The organism is Pseudoxanthomonas gei (genome assembly GCF_010119615.1).
GTDB classification, from domain to species: Bacteria; Pseudomonadota; Gammaproteobacteria; order Xanthomonadales; family Xanthomonadaceae; genus Pseudoxanthomonas_A; species Pseudoxanthomonas_A gei.
In genome coordinates this window covers 166853-185742 of sequence record NZ_QOVG01000005.1, presented here as the reverse complement: position 1 = coordinate 185742, position 18890 = coordinate 166853, and the positions used below count along the sequence as shown (strand labels likewise).

The 18890-nt window shown below is 66.4% G+C and carries 19 protein-coding genes; 11 read left to right on the top strand and 8 right to left on the bottom strand.

What is annotated here, in order from left to right; translation table 11 throughout:
* Nucleotides 1–4: 4 nt before the first annotated feature.
* Nucleotides 5–1669: an MFS transporter gene (locus DT603_RS09165; protein ID WP_162349573.1), complete on the top strand. Its 1665-nt coding sequence runs from the start codon at nucleotides 5–7 to the stop codon at nucleotides 1667–1669.
* A 185-nt stretch (nucleotides 1670–1854) separates the two neighbouring features.
* Here the strand turns inward: DT603_RS09165 and DT603_RS09160 are convergent, their stop codons facing one another.
* Both DT603_RS09160 and DT603_RS09155 read right to left on the bottom strand, forming a co-directional pair.
* Nucleotides 1855–2187, bottom strand: a complete 333-nt coding sequence (locus DT603_RS09160) for an EF-hand domain-containing protein (protein WP_162349572.1) — start codon at nucleotides 2185–2187, stop codon at nucleotides 1855–1857.
* Between the two features lie 64 nt (nucleotides 2188–2251).
* The gene (locus tag DT603_RS09155) at nucleotides 2252–3454 is read right to left on the bottom strand and encodes a DesA family fatty acid desaturase (RefSeq protein WP_162349571.1); all 1203 of its coding nucleotides are present in this window, start codon (nucleotides 3452–3454) and stop codon (nucleotides 2252–2254) included.
* Nucleotides 3455–3585: 131 nt separating this feature from the next.
* Between DT603_RS09155 and DT603_RS09150 the strand changes: the two genes are divergently transcribed.
* From DT603_RS09150 to DT603_RS09135, 4 genes are all read left to right on the top strand, one after another.
* Nucleotides 3586–4416 (top strand): ABC transporter ATP-binding protein, encoded by an 831-nt coding sequence (locus DT603_RS09150; RefSeq protein WP_162349570.1) that lies wholly within the window; start codon nucleotides 3586–3588, stop codon nucleotides 4414–4416.
* A gap of 244 nt (nucleotides 4417–4660) precedes the next feature.
* Nucleotides 4661–5473 (top strand): bifunctional DNA-formamidopyrimidine glycosylase/DNA-(apurinic or apyrimidinic site) lyase, encoded by an 813-nt coding sequence (gene mutM, locus DT603_RS09145; protein ID WP_162349569.1) that lies wholly within the window; start codon nucleotides 4661–4663, stop codon nucleotides 5471–5473.
* Nucleotides 5474–5544: 71 nt separating this feature from the next.
* Complete coding sequence (locus tag DT603_RS09140) at nucleotides 5545–6111, top strand: ECF-type sigma factor (protein ID WP_162349568.1); 567 nt, start codon at nucleotides 5545–5547, stop codon at nucleotides 6109–6111.
* A 24-nt stretch (nucleotides 6112–6135) separates the two neighbouring features.
* The gene (locus DT603_RS09135; protein WP_162349567.1) at nucleotides 6136–8943 is read left to right on the top strand and encodes a serine/threonine-protein kinase; all 2808 of its coding nucleotides are present in this window, start codon (nucleotides 6136–6138) and stop codon (nucleotides 8941–8943) included.
* Here the strand turns inward: DT603_RS09135 and DT603_RS09130 are convergent.
* Both DT603_RS09130 and DT603_RS09125 read right to left on the bottom strand, forming a co-directional pair.
* On the bottom strand, nucleotides 8940–9881 hold the full coding sequence (locus DT603_RS09130; protein ID WP_162349566.1) for an alpha-E domain-containing protein: 942 nt from the start codon (nucleotides 9879–9881) through the stop codon (nucleotides 8940–8942). The two genes, DT603_RS09135 and DT603_RS09130, sit on opposite strands and share 4 nt — an antisense overlap.
* Nucleotides 9882–9936: 55 nt before the next feature.
* Nucleotides 9937–11400, bottom strand: coding sequence for a circularly permuted type 2 ATP-grasp protein (locus DT603_RS09125; protein WP_162349565.1), 1464 nt, complete (start codon nucleotides 11398–11400; stop codon nucleotides 9937–9939).
* A 117-nt stretch (nucleotides 11401–11517) separates the two neighbouring features.
* On the opposite strand from DT603_RS09125, the gene DT603_RS09120 reads away from it, so the two are divergent.
* Nucleotides 11518–12288: a pteridine reductase gene (locus DT603_RS09120; protein ID WP_246191721.1), complete on the top strand. Its 771-nt coding sequence runs from the start codon at nucleotides 11518–11520 to the stop codon at nucleotides 12286–12288.
* A 125-nt stretch (nucleotides 12289–12413) separates the two neighbouring features.
* Here the strand turns inward: DT603_RS09120 and DT603_RS09115 are convergent, their stop codons facing one another.
* The 4 genes from DT603_RS09115 to tsaD form a co-directional block, all read right to left on the bottom strand.
* Entirely contained in the window at nucleotides 12414–13286 is an 873-nt protein-coding gene (locus DT603_RS09115) for a DUF6159 family protein (protein WP_246191720.1), read from the bottom strand.
* A 77-nt stretch (nucleotides 13287–13363) separates the two neighbouring features.
* Nucleotides 13364–13858 carry a 2-amino-4-hydroxy-6-hydroxymethyldihydropteridine diphosphokinase gene (gene folK, locus DT603_RS09110; protein ID WP_162349684.1) on the bottom strand — a complete coding sequence of 165 codons (495 nt, stop codon included), beginning with the start codon at nucleotides 13856–13858 and terminating at the stop codon, nucleotides 13364–13366.
* Nucleotides 13859–13871: 13 nt separating this feature from the next.
* Entirely contained in the window at nucleotides 13872–14225 is a 354-nt protein-coding gene (gene folB, locus DT603_RS09105) for a dihydroneopterin aldolase (RefSeq protein WP_162349564.1), read from the bottom strand.
* Between the two features lie 208 nt (nucleotides 14226–14433).
* Nucleotides 14434–15486: a tRNA (adenosine(37)-N6)-threonylcarbamoyltransferase complex transferase subunit TsaD gene (gene tsaD / locus DT603_RS09100; protein ID WP_162349563.1), complete on the bottom strand. Its 1053-nt coding sequence runs from the start codon at nucleotides 15484–15486 to the stop codon at nucleotides 14434–14436.
* A gap of 124 nt (nucleotides 15487–15610) precedes the next feature.
* Between tsaD and rpsU the strand changes: the two genes are divergently transcribed.
* The 5 genes from rpsU (at nucleotide 15611) to DT603_RS16210 (ending at nucleotide 18851) form a co-directional block, all read left to right on the top strand.
* On the top strand, nucleotides 15611–15826 hold the full coding sequence (rpsU, locus tag DT603_RS09095) for a 30S ribosomal protein S21 (RefSeq protein WP_162313883.1): 216 nt from the start codon (nucleotides 15611–15613) through the stop codon (nucleotides 15824–15826).
* A gap of 91 nt (nucleotides 15827–15917) precedes the next feature.
* Entirely contained in the window at nucleotides 15918–16364 is a 447-nt protein-coding gene (locus DT603_RS09090; RefSeq protein ID WP_162349562.1) for a GatB/YqeY domain-containing protein, read from the top strand.
* Between the two features lie 41 nt (nucleotides 16365–16405).
* Nucleotides 16406–16915 (top strand): GNAT family N-acetyltransferase, encoded by a 510-nt coding sequence (locus DT603_RS09085; protein ID WP_162349561.1) that lies wholly within the window; start codon nucleotides 16406–16408, stop codon nucleotides 16913–16915.
* Nucleotides 16916–16976: 61 nt separating this feature from the next.
* Nucleotides 16977–18716: a DNA primase gene (dnaG, locus tag DT603_RS09080; RefSeq protein WP_162349560.1), complete on the top strand. Its 1740-nt coding sequence runs from the start codon at nucleotides 16977–16979 to the stop codon at nucleotides 18714–18716.
* 12 nt (nucleotides 18717–18728) lie between these two features.
* Complete coding sequence (locus DT603_RS16210) at nucleotides 18729–18851, top strand: hypothetical protein (RefSeq protein WP_281350912.1); 123 nt, start codon at nucleotides 18729–18731, stop codon at nucleotides 18849–18851.
* Nucleotides 18852–18890: the final 39 nt, after the last annotated feature.

The following is an 18890-nucleotide window of genomic DNA, read 5'->3' as shown; positions in this document are numbered from 1 at the left end:
CGACATGTCAACGACTGCAAATGGTGCATTGCCCTCGGGCAAGCCGCTTACCGCGGGCCACAAGAAGGTCATCTTCGCCTCGAGCCTGGGCACGGTGTTCGAGTGGTACGACTTCTACCTGTACGGATCGCTTGCCGCGATCATCGCCAAGCAGTTCTTCTCGGCGTTGAACCCGGCCAGTGCCTTCATCTTCGCCCTGCTCGCCTTCGCCGCCGGTTTCGCCGTGCGTCCGTTCGGCGCGCTGGTGTTCGGCCGCCTGGGCGACATGATCGGGCGCAAGTACACGTTCCTGGTCACCATCGTGATCATGGGCCTGTCCACGTTCCTGGTCGGCATCCTGCCCAGCTACGCCACCATCGGCGTGGCCGCGCCGGTGATCCTGATCGGCTTGCGCATGCTGCAGGGCCTGGCCCTGGGCGGTGAATACGGCGGGGCCGCGACCTACGTGGCCGAGCATGCGCCGCATGGCAAGCGCGGCCTGTACACCAGCTTCATCCAGACCACGGCAACGCTGGGCCTGTTCCTGTCGCTGCTGGTGATCCTGGGTTGCCGCTTCGCGCTGGGTAACGAGGCCTTCGAAGACTGGGGCTGGCGCATTCCGTTCCTGGTGTCGGTGGTGCTGCTGGGCGTGTCGGTGTGGATCCGCATGCAGCTGAGCGAGTCGCCGCTGTTCCAGGAAATGAAGGACAACGGCAAGCTGTCGAAGGCGCCGCTGACTGAAAGCTTCTTCTCCAAGAACGGCAAGATCGTGTTGCTGGCGCTGCTGGGTGCCACTGCAGGCCAGGCCGTGGTCTGGTATGCCGGGCAGTTCTATTCGCTGTTCTTCCTGACCCAGACGCTGAAGATCGACGGCACCACCGCCAATCTGCTGATCGCCGGCGGGTTGATCATCGGCACGCCGTTCTTCGTCTTCTTCGGCTGGCTGTCGGACAAGATCGGGCGCAAGCCCATCATCATGGGCGGCTGCCTGATTGCCGCCCTGACCTTCTTCCCGATCTTCAAGGGCCTGACCCACTACGGCAACCCGGCCATGGAAGAAGCCGTGGCCACCAGCCCGGTGGTGGTGGTGGCCGATCCGGCGACCTGCAGCTTCCAGTTCGACCCGGTTGGCAAGAAGGTGTTCACCAGCAGCTGCGACATTGCCAAGGCGGCACTGGCCAAGGCGGGCGTGACCTACAGCAACCAGGATGCGCCGGCCGGCACGGTCGCGCACATCAGTGTTGGCCAGGCACGGGTGGAAGCGTTCGAAGGCGCGGGCCTGGACCCGGCGGCATTCAAGGCGGGTTCGGAGGACTTCGGCAAGTCGCTGAAGACAAGCCTGACCTCGGCCGGTTACCCGGAGAAGGCCGACCCGGCGCGCATCAACAAGCCAATGCTGCTGGTGCTGCTGTCACTGCTGGTGGTCTACGTGACCATGGTCTACGGGCCCATCGCGGCGTGGCTGGTCGAACTGTTCCCGACCAAGATCCGCTACACCTCGATGTCGCTTCCGTACCACATCGGCAATGGCTGGTTCGGCGGGTTCCTGCCGACCATCGCCTTCGCCATGGTCGTGGCCAGCGGCAATATCTACCAGGGCCTGTGGTACCCGATCGTGATCGCTGCGATGACCCTGGTGATCGGCACGCTGTTCCTGCCTGAAACCAAGGACGTCGACATCACCAAGTAAGCATTACCCCGCGTCGCCGGGCCGCAAGGTCCGGTAATACCTGGCGCCGGCCTGCAAGGGTCGGCGCTTTTTTGTGGGTGAGGCGAAGTATCCAGTCGCGCGGCCAGGCAGCTGTCCTGGGCCAGCGCCCTGGCCACGGCCATGCGGGACGCGCGACAGAGATTGCCCTGACGGCGGAGGCAGGATTATTGCGGCGGGGCAGCCAGTTCCCTGGCACTGAGGAAACCGTCGTGATTGACGTCCTGCTTGCGGAACGTGGCGGCCAGGCGTTGCTGGTGCTCGACCCGGGTCAGGGGCTGGCCCTTGCCGCCGGGCAATTCGCCGGCACTCAGCACCGCGTCACGGTTGGCGTCGCGGGCATCGAAGGCGTAGCTCATCCAGTGCAGGTATTCGGGCTGGCTGACCCGGCCGTCGCCGTCGCCGTCCATGCGCGCCAGGTATTCACTGGTCGCGCTGACCTGGGCCTGCGTTGCCAGCGGAGCCAGGGCCATGAGCAACAATGTCAGCGTGCGATGCATGGGCGCATTGTAGAGCCGGGCCTGCGCGCGGTTCTTCACCTTCCAAACCCTTGCGGTCGCGGCCTCAATGCGCGGCCAGGGCATAGCCTTTCAGGCGCGCGGCGTAATCCTGCAGCGCGCGGATGCCGCTGGACTCGGCCGACTGGCACCAGGCCTGCAGCTGCTGCAGGCGCTCTGAGGCATCCTGGGTGCGCGCTTCCAGCAGGGTGCTGAGGCGCGCTCGGTGCTCGATCAGGGCCAGGATGCGCGGACGTTGCGAGATCCATTGCCGCAACTGTTCGCGTGACTCCGGCTGCAGCCAGCGGCCGTCATCGGCCAGTCCCTTGCGCAGGCCCCGCGGCAACAGCTTGCGCAGTTTTTCACCGGCCAGGCGCGCCTCTTCCTTCATCGCTGGCGTCAGCACGTTGCGCTGGTAATCGGTCATGGCCAGGAAGCGATGGGCGACCAGTGCCTTCAAGGTATCGCCATCGGGCACCGCGATGTTGGGCCGTATGTCCACCGTGGGCGCCACCCGCAGCACCCTGGCCAGGCCCACGTTCTCCAGCGCCCTGATCAGCACCCAGCCGATATCCACTTCCCAGCGTCGCATCGAGAATCGCGCCGAGCTGGGAAACGCATGGTGGTTGTTGTGCAGTTCCTCGCCACCGATCCATACCCCCCACGGGGTCAGGTTGGTGGAAGTATCGGCCGATTCGAAATTGCGGTAGCCCCACCAGTGGCCCAGGCCGTTGACCACGCCGGCGGCCCAGAACGGGATCCACGCCATCTGCACGGCCCACAGGGCGATGCCCATGCAGCCGAACAGCGCGAAATGCACGACCAGCAGCAGCGTCGGCCCGGCCAGCGGGTGCGGCGTGTAGACCTTGCGTTCCAGCCAGTCGTCGGGCGCGCCCTTGCCGTACTGCTCGATGTCGGCCCGCTGCCAGCGCGCCTCGCGGTACAGCTCCACGCCGCGCCAGAACACGTTGCCGATACCCTTGAACCGCGGGCTGTGGGGGTCGTCTTCGGTCTCGACCTTGGCGTGGTGCTTGCGGTGGATGGCGACCCATTCGCGGGTGATCATGGACGTGGTCAGCCAGGTCCAGAAGCGGAAGAAGTGGCTGATGGCCGGATGGAAATCCACGCCGCGATGGGCCTGGCTGCGATGCAGGTACAGGGTCACCGAGAAGATGGTGAGCTGGGTAAGGACCAGCAGCACCGCCAGCATGCCCCACCAGCCCAGACCGAGCAGGCCGGCGGACAGGAAAGTGGACACGGACTCAGGCATTGCGGGTTCCTTCGGCTGCATCGCATCGGGTGCCGATGCCGATGCGACAATGATGGCCCCAGTGCGCGCGGTTTTCACCCGTCGCCCGCGTATGGTGCGGTCCTGCCTTCCTCCCCAGTTGGTCACTCCCCATGTTCCTGCCCGATGCGGCCCCGCACCCGCAATCCAGCGCCGAGCCGCTGATCGAACTCGACCGCGCCACCGTGGTGCGCGGCGGGCGCGTGGTGCTGGACAACCTGTCGCTACGCCTGGTGGCCGGCCAGCACACCGCGCTGCTGGGCCCTAACGGCTGCGGCAAATCGAGCTTCATCAAGCTGGTCAATCGCGAGCTCTATCCGCTGGCGCGAGAGGGCGAGACGCCGGTCAAGGTGATGGGCCGGGCGCGCTGGAAGGTGGGCGAGCTGCGCTCCCGGTTGGGGGTGGTCACTGGCGATCTGAGCCGCGACCTGCAGGAGATGCCGGGCCTGGACGTGGAGTCGGCGGTGCTCACCGGTCTCTTTTCCAGCCTGATGCTGCCGCCCGATGCGGAAGTCAGCGCTTCGATGCGCCAGGGTGCGCGCGAGGCACTGGAGCGGGTGGGCGCGGCTGCGTTGGCCGGGCGCGCGGTGGCGGAGCTTTCCACCGGCGAGATGCGACGGGTGCTGATTGCGCGCGCGCTGGCGCATCAGCCGCAGGCGTTGCTGCTGGATGAACCCACCGCCGGCCTGGACCTGGTGGCGCAGCGCGATTTCCTGGCGCTGATGGGCGAGCTGGGAAAACAAGGCATCACCCTGGTGCTGGTGACCCATCACATCGAGGAAATCATCGAGCAGGTCGACCGGGTGATCCTGCTGCGCGAAGGCCGCGTGCTGGCCGACGGCGCGCGCGCGGACGTGCTGACCGCGGAATTGCTGTCGCAGGCCTACGGCGGCCCGTTGAATGTTCGCCGGGAAGGTGCCACTTACTTCGCCAGTGCTGGATGATTGGCTTGTGCGCGTCATGCCCAACTATTCGCCTGTTGAAAACCCGCGCAGGCGGGAATCGCTCCCGCTTTGCAGGAATGAGCACGCTCGGTTCAACAAGGCAGAGGCAGTGAAGCAAGAGCGATTCCCGCCTGCGCGGGAATGACGAGCAAAAAAGTATTCCGCTTCTCCTCACTCCTCACTCCTCACTCCTCACTCCTCACTCCTCACTCCTCACTCCTCACTCCTCGCTCCTCCCGCGCCCATGCCCGAACTTCCCGAAGTAGAAACCACCCGCCGCGGCCTGGCCCCGCACCTGGAGGGCAAGCAGGTTCGCGGCGTGGTATTGCGGCGGCCGGACCTGCGCTGGCCTATTCCGGTGGAAATCGAAAACGTGCTGCCCGGCCAGCGCATCCTGGCGGTGCGGCGTCGCGCCAAGTACCTGCTGCTGGATACCGATGCGGGCAGCGCGTTGCTGCACCTGGGCATGACCGGCAGCCTGCGCGTGCTGCCCGCCAGCACGGCGGTCACTACCCACGACCATGTCGACTTCCAGCTCAGTTCCGGGCGGGTGATGCGCTTCAACGATCCGCGCCGGTTCGGCAGCGTGCTGTGGCAGCCGGCGGGACAAACCCATGCACTGCTGCGCGCGCTGGGGCCGGAGCCGCTGTCGGAGGATTTCGATGGCGACACCCTGTTCGAGCGCAGCCGTGGCCGCAAGGCGCCGGTGAAGAGCTTTCTGATGGATCAGTCGACCGTGGTCGGCGTGGGCAACATCTATGCCGCCGAGAGCCTGTTCCGGGCCGGCATCTCGCCGCTGCGCGCCGCCGGCAAGGTCTCGCGCGAGCGCTACGGCGCCCTGGCCACGGCCGTGAAAGATATTCTGGCTTACGCTATCACCCGCGGCGGCACCACCCTGCGCGATTTCATCAGCCCCGACGGGGCGCCGGGCTATTTCGAGCAGGAGCTGTCCGCCTACGGCCGCGGCGGGCAACCCTGCCCCAACTGTGGCCGGCCGCTCAAATTCGCCAGCATCGGCCAGCGCGCCAGCGTCTGGTGCGCCCACTGCCAGCGCTGAGCCGCCGCCGCGGCCATGCCGGCGCCGCGGTTTAGGGCTATATTCCGTCCCTGCCCGGGTGGGGAAGGACGATGGCGGATACGGCGGATATCACGGTATTCCTGGAATCGGCGCGCAATGGCGACCGCGCCGCGCTCGACCATGTGCTGTCCACGCTGTACCAGGAACTGCACACCATGGCCCGGCGGCAACTGTCCGGACAGCATGGCTACACGCTGGATGCCACCGCACTGGTGCATGAGTCCTACCTCAAGCTGATCGGCAGCAACGGCAACGCCAGGTTCGACGACCGCGCGCACTTCTTCGCCTATGCCGCTTCCTCGATGCGCAGCGTCGTCGTCGACTACGCGCGCAACCGCCTCGCCCGCAAGCGCGGCGGCGACCTCAAGCGGGTGGCCGAAATTCCCGAAGACGTGGAAGGTCCGTTGCGCCTGGACGAGGACACGCTGGCCCTTAACGATGCGCTGGACAAGCTGGCCGCCGCCGACGAGCGCCTGGCCCAGGTAGTGGAAATGCGTTACTTCGCCGGCCTGTCGGAACTGGAGATCGCCGAATTGCTGCAGCGTTCCGAACGCAGCATCCGCCGCGACTGGCAGAAGGCGCGCCTGTTCTTGCTGTCGGCGATGCAGGAAGACTGACCTCCGGCCCGGGCGAACGACGCCATGGATGTCGATCGCTGGAAACGCCTGTCGCCGCTGCTCGATGTATTGCTCGAGCTCAACCCGGATGCACGCAACGCACAGTTGAAGACAGTGCGGGTGCAGGAACCCGACCTGGCCGATGAGCTGGAGCGCCTGCTGGCGCTGGAGGACGACAGCGGCGGGTTCATGGCCCAGCCCCTGCTGGACAAGCCGGGGCAGCCGCAGGTAGGCACCCTGGTCGGCCCTTACCGGCTGGAAGTGGTGCTGGGCGAAGGCGGCATGGGCATGGTCTGGCTGGCCTCGCGCGCCGACGGCCTGTACCAGCGCAAGGTCGCGCTGAAACTGCTGCGGCCGGGCCTGGCCGATCCCAACCTGCGCCTGCGCTTCAGTCGTGAACGCGAGATCCTGGCGCGGCTGGCGCATCCCAACATCGCGCGCCTGCTCGATGCCGGTATCGGCAGCGAAGGCCAGCCCTACCTGGCGCTGGAATACGTGGACGGCATTCCCATCACCGAGTATTGCCAGTCGCACGGGCTGGCGGTGGACACGCGGGTCAAGCTGTTCCTGCAGGTCTGCGAAGCGGTCAGCCACGCGCACGCCAACCTGATCGTGCATCGCGACCTGAAGCCTTCCAACATCCTGGTCACGCCCACCGGCGAGGTCCGCCTGCTCGACTTCGGCATCGCCAAGCTGCTCGATGATTCCGAACCGGCGCCGTTGCATCCACGCACCGAAGTGCGCGCCTTCACCCTGCACTACGCGGCGCCGGAACAGGTGCGTGGCGAGCTGGTCACCACCATGACCGACGTCTATTCCCTGGGCGTGGTGCTGTACGAGTTGCTGGCCGGGACCAAGCCCTACCGCTTGCGCCGGCAGACCGACGCCGAATGGGAACAGGCGATCCTGGCGGTGGAACCGCTGAAACCCTCGGTGGCCTCGCAGCGCACCACCGACGGCGGCCGCGACCACAGCCCCGAGGCGCGGCGCCAGGCCCGGCGCCTCAGCGGTGACATCGACAACATCGTGCTCAAGGCGCTGGCCAAGCAGCCCGAGCAGCGCTACGCCTCGGCCGAGGCGCTGTCACTGGACCTGCAGCGCCACCTGCACGGGCGGCCGGTACAGGCGCGTGCGCAGAGCTGGGGCTACCAGCTCAACAAATACGTCGGCCGCCACCGCTGGGCGATCGCCTCGGGAGTGCTGGTGACCTCGCTGCTGCTGGGCGCGCTGGCGGCCAGCGTCTGGCAGGGACGCCAGGCCGTGCGCGAGACCGCGCGCGCACAGGCCATGCAGGATTTCGTCATCGGCCTGTTCGACAACGCCGGCGTCGCCCAGCAGGGCAACATCTTCGATGCGCGCAAGCTGCTGCTGGCCGGCGAGCGTCGCGGCGAGCGCGAGCTGGCCGGACAGCCATTGGCGCATGCCGAGCTGCTGGGCGTGATCGCGCGCCTGCGCGTCGGCCTGGGCGACTACCAGGAAGCGCTGGGACTGCTCGAGCGCCAGCAGGCGCTGCTGGCGCAGCTGGGCCGCGTGCCTGCCGGCCTGCAGCTGGAGGCGGTGACCCAGCATGGGCGCACGCTGCGGCTGCTGGATCGTCCGCAGGAATGCCTGCAGGTGATGGCACCGGCCGAGATCCTGATCTCGCGCCTGCAGCCGCAGCAGGCGGCGCAGGAGGCCGACTTCCTGTCGCAACTGGGACGCTGCCGGCGGCTGCTGGGCGAACGCCAGGCCGCCGACCAGCTCTACGAGCGCTCGCTGGCCTTGCGCCGCGCCATCAAGGACCAGGGCGGCGTGGCCGAGAACCTGCTCGATCGCGCCCTGATCGAAAACGACCAGGGCCGCACCGACAAGGCCCTGGCCGGCTACGACAAGGCGCTGGCCCACCTGCACAAGCATGTGGGCGACACCAACGCGCTGGCGGCCGAGATACAGGTCAACCGCGGGCACCTGTTGCGCGCGCGTGGGGATACCGACGCGGCCCGCGCGACCTTCCGCGACGCGCTGGTGATCGCCGAGGAAGTCCATGGCGAACAGCACCCGGTGACGCTGGGCATCCGTCGCCTGCTGATCGGCATCCTGGTGGACCAGGAACAGTACCGGGAAGCCGAAAAGCAGATCGATTCCCTGTATGGGATGACCCTGGCAGCCCTGGGCGCCCGCCACCGCGACACCGCCATGGCCAGCAACACGCGCGGGGTGATTGCCTTCCAGCGCGGGCACCTGCAGGCGGCCCTCACCGATCTGGCCGGGGCCGTGGGCATCTGGCGCGGCACCGCCGATTCGCAGAACCTGCAGGGCGGGCTGTTCAACTACGGCATGGTCCTGCATGCCGCCGGCAGCCAGGACGAGGCGCTGGCGGCATTGCTGGAGGCGCGCGCGCTGCGCGTCGCCCAAAGCGGCGCCAGTGATCATTCGGTCGGTGCGGTCGACCGCCTGATCGGTGAGGTGCTGGCCAGCCAGGGCAAGCCTGACCTGGCGCTGCCCTATCTCGATCGCGCAGTGAAACTGACCCGGGTCGGCCTGGGTGCCGAGCATCCCGCCACGCTGTTCGCGCAGCTGTCGCTGGCACGCCAGCTTGCGCGTACCGGCCACGAAGAGGACGCCCTGAAGACCATGGACGCGCTGGCCGCCCAGCGCGGCAGGTACGCCGAGATGGCGAAGCTGCGCTGGAGCGCGCGCGCCTACGCGGCCCAGGTCCGCTGTGGCAACGGGCAGCACGACCAGGGGCGGCGCGAGCTGGACGCGCTGGTCGGCGAACTGCGGCGCGAGCGTCCCGATGGCGGCGCGATCACCCGCGAGGCCTTGGCGATCAGGAAGGGTTGCGGCGGCTAACCGCGGAAATAACCGTCGGCCAGCGCCGCATGGAAAGTGCCCAGGTGCACCTGGATCTCGTCCATGAAGACGGCCGGATTGCGGGCCGCCAGGATGGCCGGATCGGCATTGCGGATCAGCCCGACCACGCGGTTGAGGCTGCGATCGACGCCTGGACGCGGCGGCATGGTCGGCAGCACGCTCAACGCCCGGGTCAGGCAGAACTGCACGCTGCGCGGGAATTCGCTGTTCTGCAGCAGGAAGCGCAGCGCGTGTTCGGCGGTGACCCGCTGGCGCACGTGCCGGCGGTACATCTGGTAGGCGGCCAGCGAACGCAGCACCGCCATCCACTGCATGTTCTGGAACGCCTCGCGGTCGTCCTCGTTGCGCGGGGTGACCAGGCCCGAGGCACCCGCATCGATGATGCGGGTGGTCATGTCGGCCTGTTCGATGGCCGTGCCCAGGCGCAGGAACTGGAAGCCGATGTCGCGGCTGACATTGGCGGTCAGCAGCCCGGAGACCTTCAGGCAACCATCGGCAATGCGGGTGATGAACTCGATGCGATAACGCCGGCTGACACCGCGTTCGCCATTGGCCTCGATGTACAGATACAGGTCGTTGATGGCTTCCCACACTTCACCCGGCAACGTGTCGCGGATGCCGCGCAGGATCTCGCGGGCGCCATCGACCGAGCTGCGCAGCGACGACGGATTGCGCTCGTCCAGCAACAGGAAGCGAACCACGTCCGCATCGCTGGCATCGTCGCCGGTGCTGGGGAACAGTTCGGCGAAGGCATCGCCGGCTCCCACCGTATCGACCATCGGCCGCCAGGCAAAACGCACCGAGCGCGGCAGGTCCAGTTGCAGCAGGCTGCCCACGCCGACCAGGCGTGCGGTGTTCTCGGCGCGGCGCACGTAACGGCTGAACCAGTAGAGATTGTCGGCGACGCGCGAAAGCATCAGTCGTACCCACGGGAAAAAATGATTTCGTCGAGAGAATGATGGCTTGTGCCCATCAATCGCTCTCCCCATCCATGCCCTCGTCGGACATGTCGACCACCCACGTATCCTTGGCCCCGCCACCCTGCGACGAATTGACCACCAGCGACCCGGCTTCCATTGCCACGCGGGTAAGTCCGCCGGTGGTCACGTAGATGTCCTCGCGCGACAGCACGAACGGGCGCAGGTCCAGGTGCCGCGGCGAAGGGCCGTCGTCGGTGACGATGGGCGCGGTGGAAAGCGCCAGGGTTGGCTGGGCCATGTAATTGCGCGGGTCGGCCTCGATCAGTTTCCTGAATTTGTCGCGCTCGCGCTTGGTGGAACGCGGGCCGATCAGCATGCCGTAGCCGCCCGATTCATTGGCCGGCTTGACCACCAGCTTGTCGAGGTTCTCCAGCACGTACTTGCGCTCCTTTGCGTCATGGCAGAGGAAACTCGGCACGTTGGGCAGGATCGGCTCCTCATCCAGGTAGTACTTGATCATCTTCGGCACGTAGGCGAACACCACCTTGTCGTCGGCCACGCCGGCGCCGGGCGCATTGGCCAGCGCCACCTTGCCGGCGCGCCAGCTGCGCATCAAGCCCGGCGCGCCCAGCACCGAATCGGCATGGAAGACTTCCGGGTCGATGAAAAGATCGTCGACGCGGCGGTAGATCACATCCACGCGCTGGGCGCCGTACACGGTACGCATGTAGGTGCAGTCGTCGTCGGCCACGAAAAGGTCGTTGCCTTCCACCAGTTCGATGCCCATCGCCTGGGCCAGGTAGGCGTGTTCGAAATACGCGCTGTTGAACACGCCGGGGGTCAGCAGGGCGATGGCCGGCGTATCGCCCGGGCGCGGCGACAGTGCAGCCAGGGTGTCGTAGAGCTGGGCCGGATAGTCGTCGACCGGCAGGATCGAACTGGTCTCGAACAGCTCCGGGAACACGCGCTTGGCCACCATGCGGTTTTCCAGCATGTAGGACACCCCGCTGGGAATGCGCAGGTTGTCCTCCAGTGCGTACAGGGTGCCATCGCCGTCGCGCACCAGGTCCGAGCCGCAGATATGCGCCCAGACCCCCAGCGGCGGCTGCATGCCCACGCACTGCTCACGGAAATTGACCGAGTCCTTCAACAACATCGCCGGGAACACCTTGTCCTTGACGATCTGCTGTTTGCCGTAGATGTCGCCGATGAACAGGTTCAGCGCGCGCATCCGCTGCTTCAGGCCGGCCTCGGTGCGCGTCCACTCGGTCAGCGGGATCACCCGCGGGATCAGGTCGAACGGCAGCGTGCGGTCGACGTTGCGACCATCGGAATACACGGTGAAGGTGATGCCCATGACCCGGGCGATGACATCGGCGGCCAGCTGGCGCTCGGCGATTTCGCGGCCGGACAGGCCACCCAGGTATTCCACCAGCCGGCGCGCGGCGGGGCGTGGTTGTCCGTCGGCCTGGATCAGCTCGTCGAATGTGGTGGTTCGGTATTTCGCCCAGTCCATTCGCCCGATTCCGTTGTCCTGCGGCGGAACGCGCGTCCTTGCAGGTGATGCGTCGCAACATGCCCGGAACTGCGAAACGCGTCAAGCATTGGCCCTTTGCGGCGTGATCGGGACACAATGGCTGCGAACCCCGAAACCGTGGATTGCATGCCCGCACCTTCTCCCGTCGCCCTGGTCACCGGCAGCGCCCGCCGCATCGGCGCGGCCATCGCGCGACGGCTGCATGGCGAAGGCTACGACCTGGCCCTGCATTACCGGGACTCGGCGGCGGAGATGCAGGCGTTGGCTGCGGAACTGGAATCGGCGCGGCCCGGCAGCGTGCTGACCCTGCAGGCGGATCTCGCCGAATTCGACCGCCTGCCCGAACTGGTGGCCAATGCCGTCGGTCGCTTCGGGCGCCTGGATGCCCTGGTCAACAACGCCTCATCCTTCCAGCCGACCGCCATCGGCAGCGCCACGCCACAGCAATGGAATGAGCTGTTTGCTTCCAATGCACATGCTCCCTTCTTCCTTGCCCAGGCGGCCGCGCCGCACCTGAAAGCCGCGCGCGGGGCCATCGTCAACCTCGTCGATGTCTACGCCGAACAACCGCTCGCCGGTCACACGGTCTATTGCATGGCCAAGGCCGCCCTGTTGATGGCCACCCGATCACTCGCGCTGGAACTGGCACCGGAGGTCCGCGTGAACGCGGTGGCGCCCGGCGCAATCCTGTGGCCGCAACAGGACCACGGCGACGATGCCAAGGCCGCCCTGCTCGGCCGCACGCCGCTGGCCCGTACCGGTACGCCCGGGGAAATCGCCGCAGCCGTGTACTGGCTGCTGCGCGAGGCCACCTACACCACCGGCCAGGTCATCCGCGTCGATGGCGGCCGCCTGCTGAGCGGCTGAGCGACGAACGTTGTTTGAGGAGGTTGTAGGAGCGACGCAAGTCGCGAAGCAGATAGCATTTGAGTAATTGCGAGCTTCGCGACTCGCGTCGCTCCTACACCGCCTTTCAAAGCCCCTGCAACGTCTCAGCGTTTGGGCTGGAAGGCGCTTTCCAGCTGCATGCCCTGGAACGCGGCCGGGGTTTCATGCGAGACCGCATAGCGGTACAGCGCCGCCGAATAGATGCCGCTCAGGGCTGCCTGGTAGATGCCCAGCAGCAATACCCCGATCACGAATACCACTGCCACCGCGATCGCCAGCATCGGCGACGCCTGCCAAGCCAGGAATGCCAGGCCTGCGCCGACCAGCATGACGGCGAAGGTGATCAGGCCGAAGGCCGCGCCAATGCCGACGTTGCCGATGGCGTTCTCGCCCCAGGTCCGCTTCAGCAGCGCCACGCTCTGCTTCAGCGCATCGACCGGGCCGATGTTGCGGCTGACCAGCACCGGCACGACCATGAAGGTCGCCAGTGTCCACGCCACGCCGAGGCCGCTGCCGACCAGGCGCACGATGAAATTGTTGTCGCGGCTCTTCAGCGCCTGCAAGGCCACGCCGACGGTGGCCGCGATGGCGGCGTAACCGAGGATGGCGGGAAGTTTCGATTTCGCCGCGTCGAAGCCGTCGCGCAACGTCGGGTCGCCGCCGTCCAGGCGGATCATCGCCGCGGCCACCAGCGCGCAATTGAAGAAGATGATCACGCTGTACTGGCAGAAATAGAACAGGAACCCCACCACCGCGCCGCCAATGCCGATCCCGTTCTCGAAGATGCGCAGCGCGAACACCGGGACCAGGAAGGTCGCCATCACCACCAGCGTGCACAGGCCGGAGATCAGCGGGAACAGCAGCAGCTCGCGGTCCGAGCGCAATACATTGGCGCTGGCCTTGACCAGTTCCCAGCTACGCGAAAATCTTTCGAACATGGCCATTCCCCAATGGTTGATGCCGATAGCGTGCGGCATGCCGGTGCCTGCCTGCAATCTGCCGGAAGTAACTCCGCAAGGGAATTCGGGGCGTGCTGTTGTCAGTGGACGCGACCTCAGGGCGGTGAGGTCAACACCACCACTGACATGGGGACGTCGCGTTCGGGCGATTGGGCCCACAGCTCACCCAGCGCCTTTCCCGAACCCGGATCCACGAAATCCGGCGCAATATCAACCAAGGGCTTCAACACGAAGGCGTGCCTGAGTTCGGGCCGGGGCAAGCGCAGATTGCCCGGGCCTTCGATCACCAGGTCGTCATAGAACACGATGTCGATGTCCAGCGGCCGGTCGCCGAAACGCGGCCCGCTGCGATCCCGGCCGTGCGCGTCTTCGAGTGCATGCAGCCAGTCGTTGAGGTCATGGACGTCCAGGTCCGACTCGATCAGCGCGGCGGCATTGAGGAAATCCGGACCGTCGAAACCGATCGCGGTGGTGCGGTAAACCGGCGAGGCCGCGACCGTCCCGAACCGCTGCCGGAGTGCGTGCAAGGCCGAAGCCAGGTTCCGTTCCGGCAGTACGTTGCTGCCCAGGCTCAGGTAGGCCTTGCCCATCAGTGCCGCGGCCTCACTGCCGCGCACGCTCGATGATCACGCCCACCGCCACCGCGCCGCGCACCGCGCCGGGCTTGCTCAGTTTCAGGCGCAGCCATTGCACGCCGAACTCGGCCAGCACGATGTCCGCGCAGCGCTCGGCCAGGGTTTCCACCAGCCCGTAATCGGACTGCGAGACGAACTCCACCAGCCGCCGGCTCACCGCCTTGTAATTCAGCGTGTCTTCGATGCTGTCGCTGGCCGCCGGCTTGCGGTTGTCGAAACCCATCTCCAGATCGAAGCGCAGCGTCTGGCGGATGCGCCGCTCCCAGTCGTAGATGCCGATCAGGGCATCGATCTCGAGACCTTCTATGAAGACTTTGTCCATGGGCTAGGAGTTAGGAGTTAGGAGTTAGGAGTTAGGAGTTAGGAGTGAGTAGTGAGTAAGAGCCTAACTTCTTTTATCGTCATTCCCGCGAAGGCGGGAACCCAGCGACTTTGCTCTATTCACAGAAGCTGCGGAAAACAAGGCACTGGGATTGCCGCCTTGGCGGGGTTTTCAAAAGCCGAATGGCTGGTCATGACAAAACAATACTTCAGGGCAGCGGTTGATCCTGATGACCGCCCACCACCGGCAGCGTCGCCATGTCCCAACGCGGCGTGACTTTCACGGCAGCTGTTTCCGACTGCCCGGCCTGCAGTCGCAGGGCGCCTGCGAACGCAATCATCGCGCCGTTGTCGGTGCACAGCGCCGGTCGCGGGAAACTGGCGCGGCCGCCACGCTTGCCGGCAATATCGTGCAGTTTCGCGCGCAGGCGCTTGTTCGCACCCACGCCGCCGGCCACCACCAGCGTGTTGCTGCCAGCCGCATCCAGGGCGCGATGGCACTTGATGGCCAGCGTATCGACCACCGCATCCTCGAAGCCGCGCGCGATGTCGGCCCGGGTCGCATCGCTCTGGTCGCTGTTGCGCCAGGCCAGCATCACCTGGGTCTTCAGGCCGCTGAAGCTGAAATCCAGGCCGGGGCGGTCGGTCATGGGCCGGGAGAACTTGTAGACGCCAGGGCGGCCGGTTTCTGCCAGCGCCGCCAGCTGCGGGCCGCCCGGATACGGCAGGCCCATGACCTTGGCGGTCTTGTCGAAGGCCTCGCCGGCGGCATCGTCCAGGGTCTCGCCCAGCAACCGATAGCTGCCGATCTCATCCACGGCCACCAGCTGGGTATGGCCCCCGGACACCAGCAAGGCCACGAACGGGGCGGCAGGCGGGTCGTCTTCCATCAGCGGGGCCAGCAGATGGCCTTCCATGTGGTGCACGCCCACCGCGGGGACTTCCAGCGCCCAGGCCAGCGAACGGGCCACGCCCGCACCCACCAGCAGGGCCCCGACCAGGCCGGGACCGGCGGTATAGGCCACCCCGTCGAGGTCTTCGAGCTTCAGATCGGCCTCGGCCAGGGTCTGTCGGATAAGCGGCAACAGCTTGCGCACGTGGTCGCGGCTGGCCAGTTCGGGTACCACGCCGCCGTATTCGGCATGCAGGGCGATCTGGCTGTAGACCGCGTGGGCACGCAGTCCGGCGCTGCCCGGCAGCGCCGTGTCGTAGACGGCCACGCCGGTTTCATCGCAGGAAGTTTCGATACCAAGGACGCGCATGGGGCCTGATTGGGGGTGTTGGCATGGACAAACAAGCCCCGGGCGGCTTGCAGCCAGCCCCGGGGTGCCGTTATCATACGCGGCTCGCCGGGACTGACCCGGTTGTTTGTGTCCCGGAGATTCCATGCCCAGCGTCAAAGTCCGCGAAAACGAGCCTTTTGAGTTTGCTCTGCGTCGCTTCAAGCGTACCTGCGAAAAAGCCGGTGTTCTGGCCGAAACCCGCAAGCGCGAGTTCTACGAGAAGCCGACCCAGGAACGCAAGCGCAAGGCCGCCGCCGCGGTGAAGCGTCAGCTGCGTCGCAGCTCGCGCGACGTCACCAAGAAGCAGCGCCTCTACTGAGCCGCGTTGTTTCTGCAGAAGCCGGCACGCGTGAGCGTAGCCGGCTTTTTGTGCTTTTGGCACCCCCCGTTTTAGCTCCAGGAGAATCCAGATGACCCTGAAACAGCAGCTCGTAGAAGACATGAAGGCCGCCATGAAGGGCGGCGACAAGCACACCTTGGGCGTGGTGCGCCTGATCAACGCGGCCATCAAGCAGCGCGAAGTGGACGAGCGCATCGAGCTGGACGATGCCGCGGTGATCGCAGCGATGGAAAAGATGGTCAAGCAGCGCAAGGATTCGGTCAGCCAGTTCGAAGCTGCCAACCGCGAGGACCTGGCGGCCATCGAGCGCGCCGAGATCGTGGTGATCGAGAAATACCTGCCGGCCAAGCTGGGCGAAGCCGAGATCCAGGCCGCCATCGATGCCGCAGTCACCGAGACCGGCGCGACTGGCCCGGCCGACATTGGCAAGCTGATGGGCGTGCTGAAGCCGAAGCTGGCCGGGCTGGCCGACATGGGCCTGGTGTCGGCGCTGGTGAAGAAGAAGTTCGCGAGCTGATTGTTTCCCCTTGGCCCAGCCGCCCAGGAACACCACTTCCGATGAGCAGACCTGCAGCAACCATTGCGCTTCGCCCGGCCACGGCCGCAGACGTGCCGCAGATCCTCGCCTTCATCGGCGAGCTGGCCGACTACGAAAAACTCGCCCATGAGGCCGTGGCCGACGAAGCCACCTTGGCCGCCCAACTTTTCGGCGCGGCACCAGCGGCCGAAGTGGTGATGGCCGAAGTCGACGGACAGCCGGCCGGCTTTGCCCTGTTCTTCCATAACTTTTCCACCTTCCTGGGCAAGCGCGGCCTGTACCTGGAAGACCTGTATGTCAGGCCGGGCTATCGCGGCCTGGGCCTGGGCGGACGCCTGATGGTGCACCTGGCGCGGCTGGCGGTGGAACGCGGCTGCGGCCGTTTCGAATGGTCGGTGCTGGACTGGAATACGCCGGCCATCGATTTCTATCGCCAGCTCGGTGCAGTGCCGCAGGATGAGTGGACGGTGCAGCGCGTGAGTGGCGACGCGCTGGCCACGCTGGCTGCGCGGGATCCCGACGCACGCTGACGCTTGCCGGGGACCGATCTGATCGTCCCGCCGCTTGCCCGCATGGCATCCTAGTCGTTACATGGCACGCATCCCCGACGCTTTCATCGACGACCTCCTGGCGCGCACCGACATCGTCGAGGTGATCGGCACGCGCGTGCCGTTGAAGCGGCAGGGCAAGGAATATTCGGCGCGCTGCCCGTTCCACGACGAGCGCTCGCCCTCGTTCACGGTCTCGCAGACCAAGCAGTTCTACCACTGCTTCGGCTGCGGCGCGCATGGCACCGCGATCTCGTTCCTGATGAACTACGACCGCCTCGAGTTCCTGGATGCGGTGGACGAACTGGCCAAGCGCGTGGGCATGGAAGTGCCTAAGGACACGCAGAAGCGCAACGACACCGACGACGGCCGCGACATGTACGCGGCGCTGGACGCGGCAGCGAAATTCTTCCAGCGCCAGCTCGAGGAAAGCGACAAGGCCCGGGCCTACCTGGACCAGCGCGGCGTCGACGAAAGCATCCGCGCCCAGTTCGCCATCGGCTACGCGCCGGAAGGTTTTTCCGCGCTCAAGGATGCACTGGGCACCGACGAGCGCCGGACCAAGCTGCTGGAAAAGACCGGCATGATGTCGCGCAGCGACAACGGCCGCGTCTACGACAAGTTCCGCGACCGGGTCATGTTTCCCATCCACGACCGCCGCGGCCGCGTGATCGCCTTCGGCGGACGTGTGCTGCAGAAGGATGACGGCCCCAAATACCTCAACTCGCCTGAGACCCCGCTGTTCCACAAGGGCCGCGAACTCTACGGCCTGTGGCAGGTGCGCCAGGCCAACCAGAAGATCGAGCGCCTGGTGGTGGTCGAGGGCTACATGGACGTGGTGTCGCTGTTCCAGTACGGCGTCACCCAGGCCGTGGCCACGCTGGGTACGGCGACCACGCCGGACCACGCCGAACTGCTGTTCCGCAATTCGCCGGATGTGTATTTCTGCTTCGATGGCGACGCGGCCGGCCAGCGCGCGGGCTGGAAGGCGCTGGAGTCGGTGTTGCCGCGCATGAAGGACGGACGCCAGGCTTTCTTCCTGTTCCTGCCCGATGGCGAGGACCCGGACAGCATCGTGCGCAGCGAAGGGGCGGCCGGTTTCGACCAGCGCCTGCGCCAGGCCACGCCGCTGTCGCAGTTCTTCTTCGACGAGTTGGGCAAGGACGTCACCCTGTCCACGCTGGATGGCAAGGCGCGGCTGGCCGAACGCGCCAAACCCTTGCTGGCGCAGATTCCGGATGGTGCGTTTGGCGACCTCATGCGCCAGCGGCTGGGCGAGATTACCGGCGTCGGCCTGGCGCAACCGGCCGCCCTGCCTGAAAAACCCAGGGTCGTGTCGCGCCTGCCGCCCCAGGCGCAGAAGCGCAGCCTGGTGCGTGGCGCGATCACCGTGCTGCTGCAGCAGCCTGCGCTGGCACTGGCGCTGGAGCCGCCTTACGGATTCAGGGACCTCGACCAACCCGGCGTCGGCCTGCTGGTCGAGCTGCTGTTACTGGTGCACGCGCGTCCGGAAATCACCACCGGCGCCCTGCTGCAGCATTTCTCCGAACGCGAGGAACTCAATGCGCTGCAGAAGCTGGCCTCCGAAGTGGTGCCGGGCGATGAAGCCATCTGGCGGCAGATCCTGATCGATGCGGCCGAGCAGCTGGAAGACCAGGCCATCCAGCAGCGCCTGGGCGAGTTGCAGGCGAAGATGGGCGCCGGCCCGTTGGACGCGGCCGACAAGTACGAACTGATGACCTTGATGCAGGCGCAACGCCGGCGCGGCAAGCAACCCGGTTGACGGCAGTTCGCAGTGGCCCGGGGCGCAACGACTCGCGCGTATGCCGATGACGGGCATGGCTTCAGGAAGAAGGTCAACAGCGACTACTTCGGCGCAGCCAGCATGCGCTTCTGGCAGCAGCACCTGCTGCCCTGAGCTGTGGCGAAAACTGCGACGGCTGGCGGACCGGTGCGG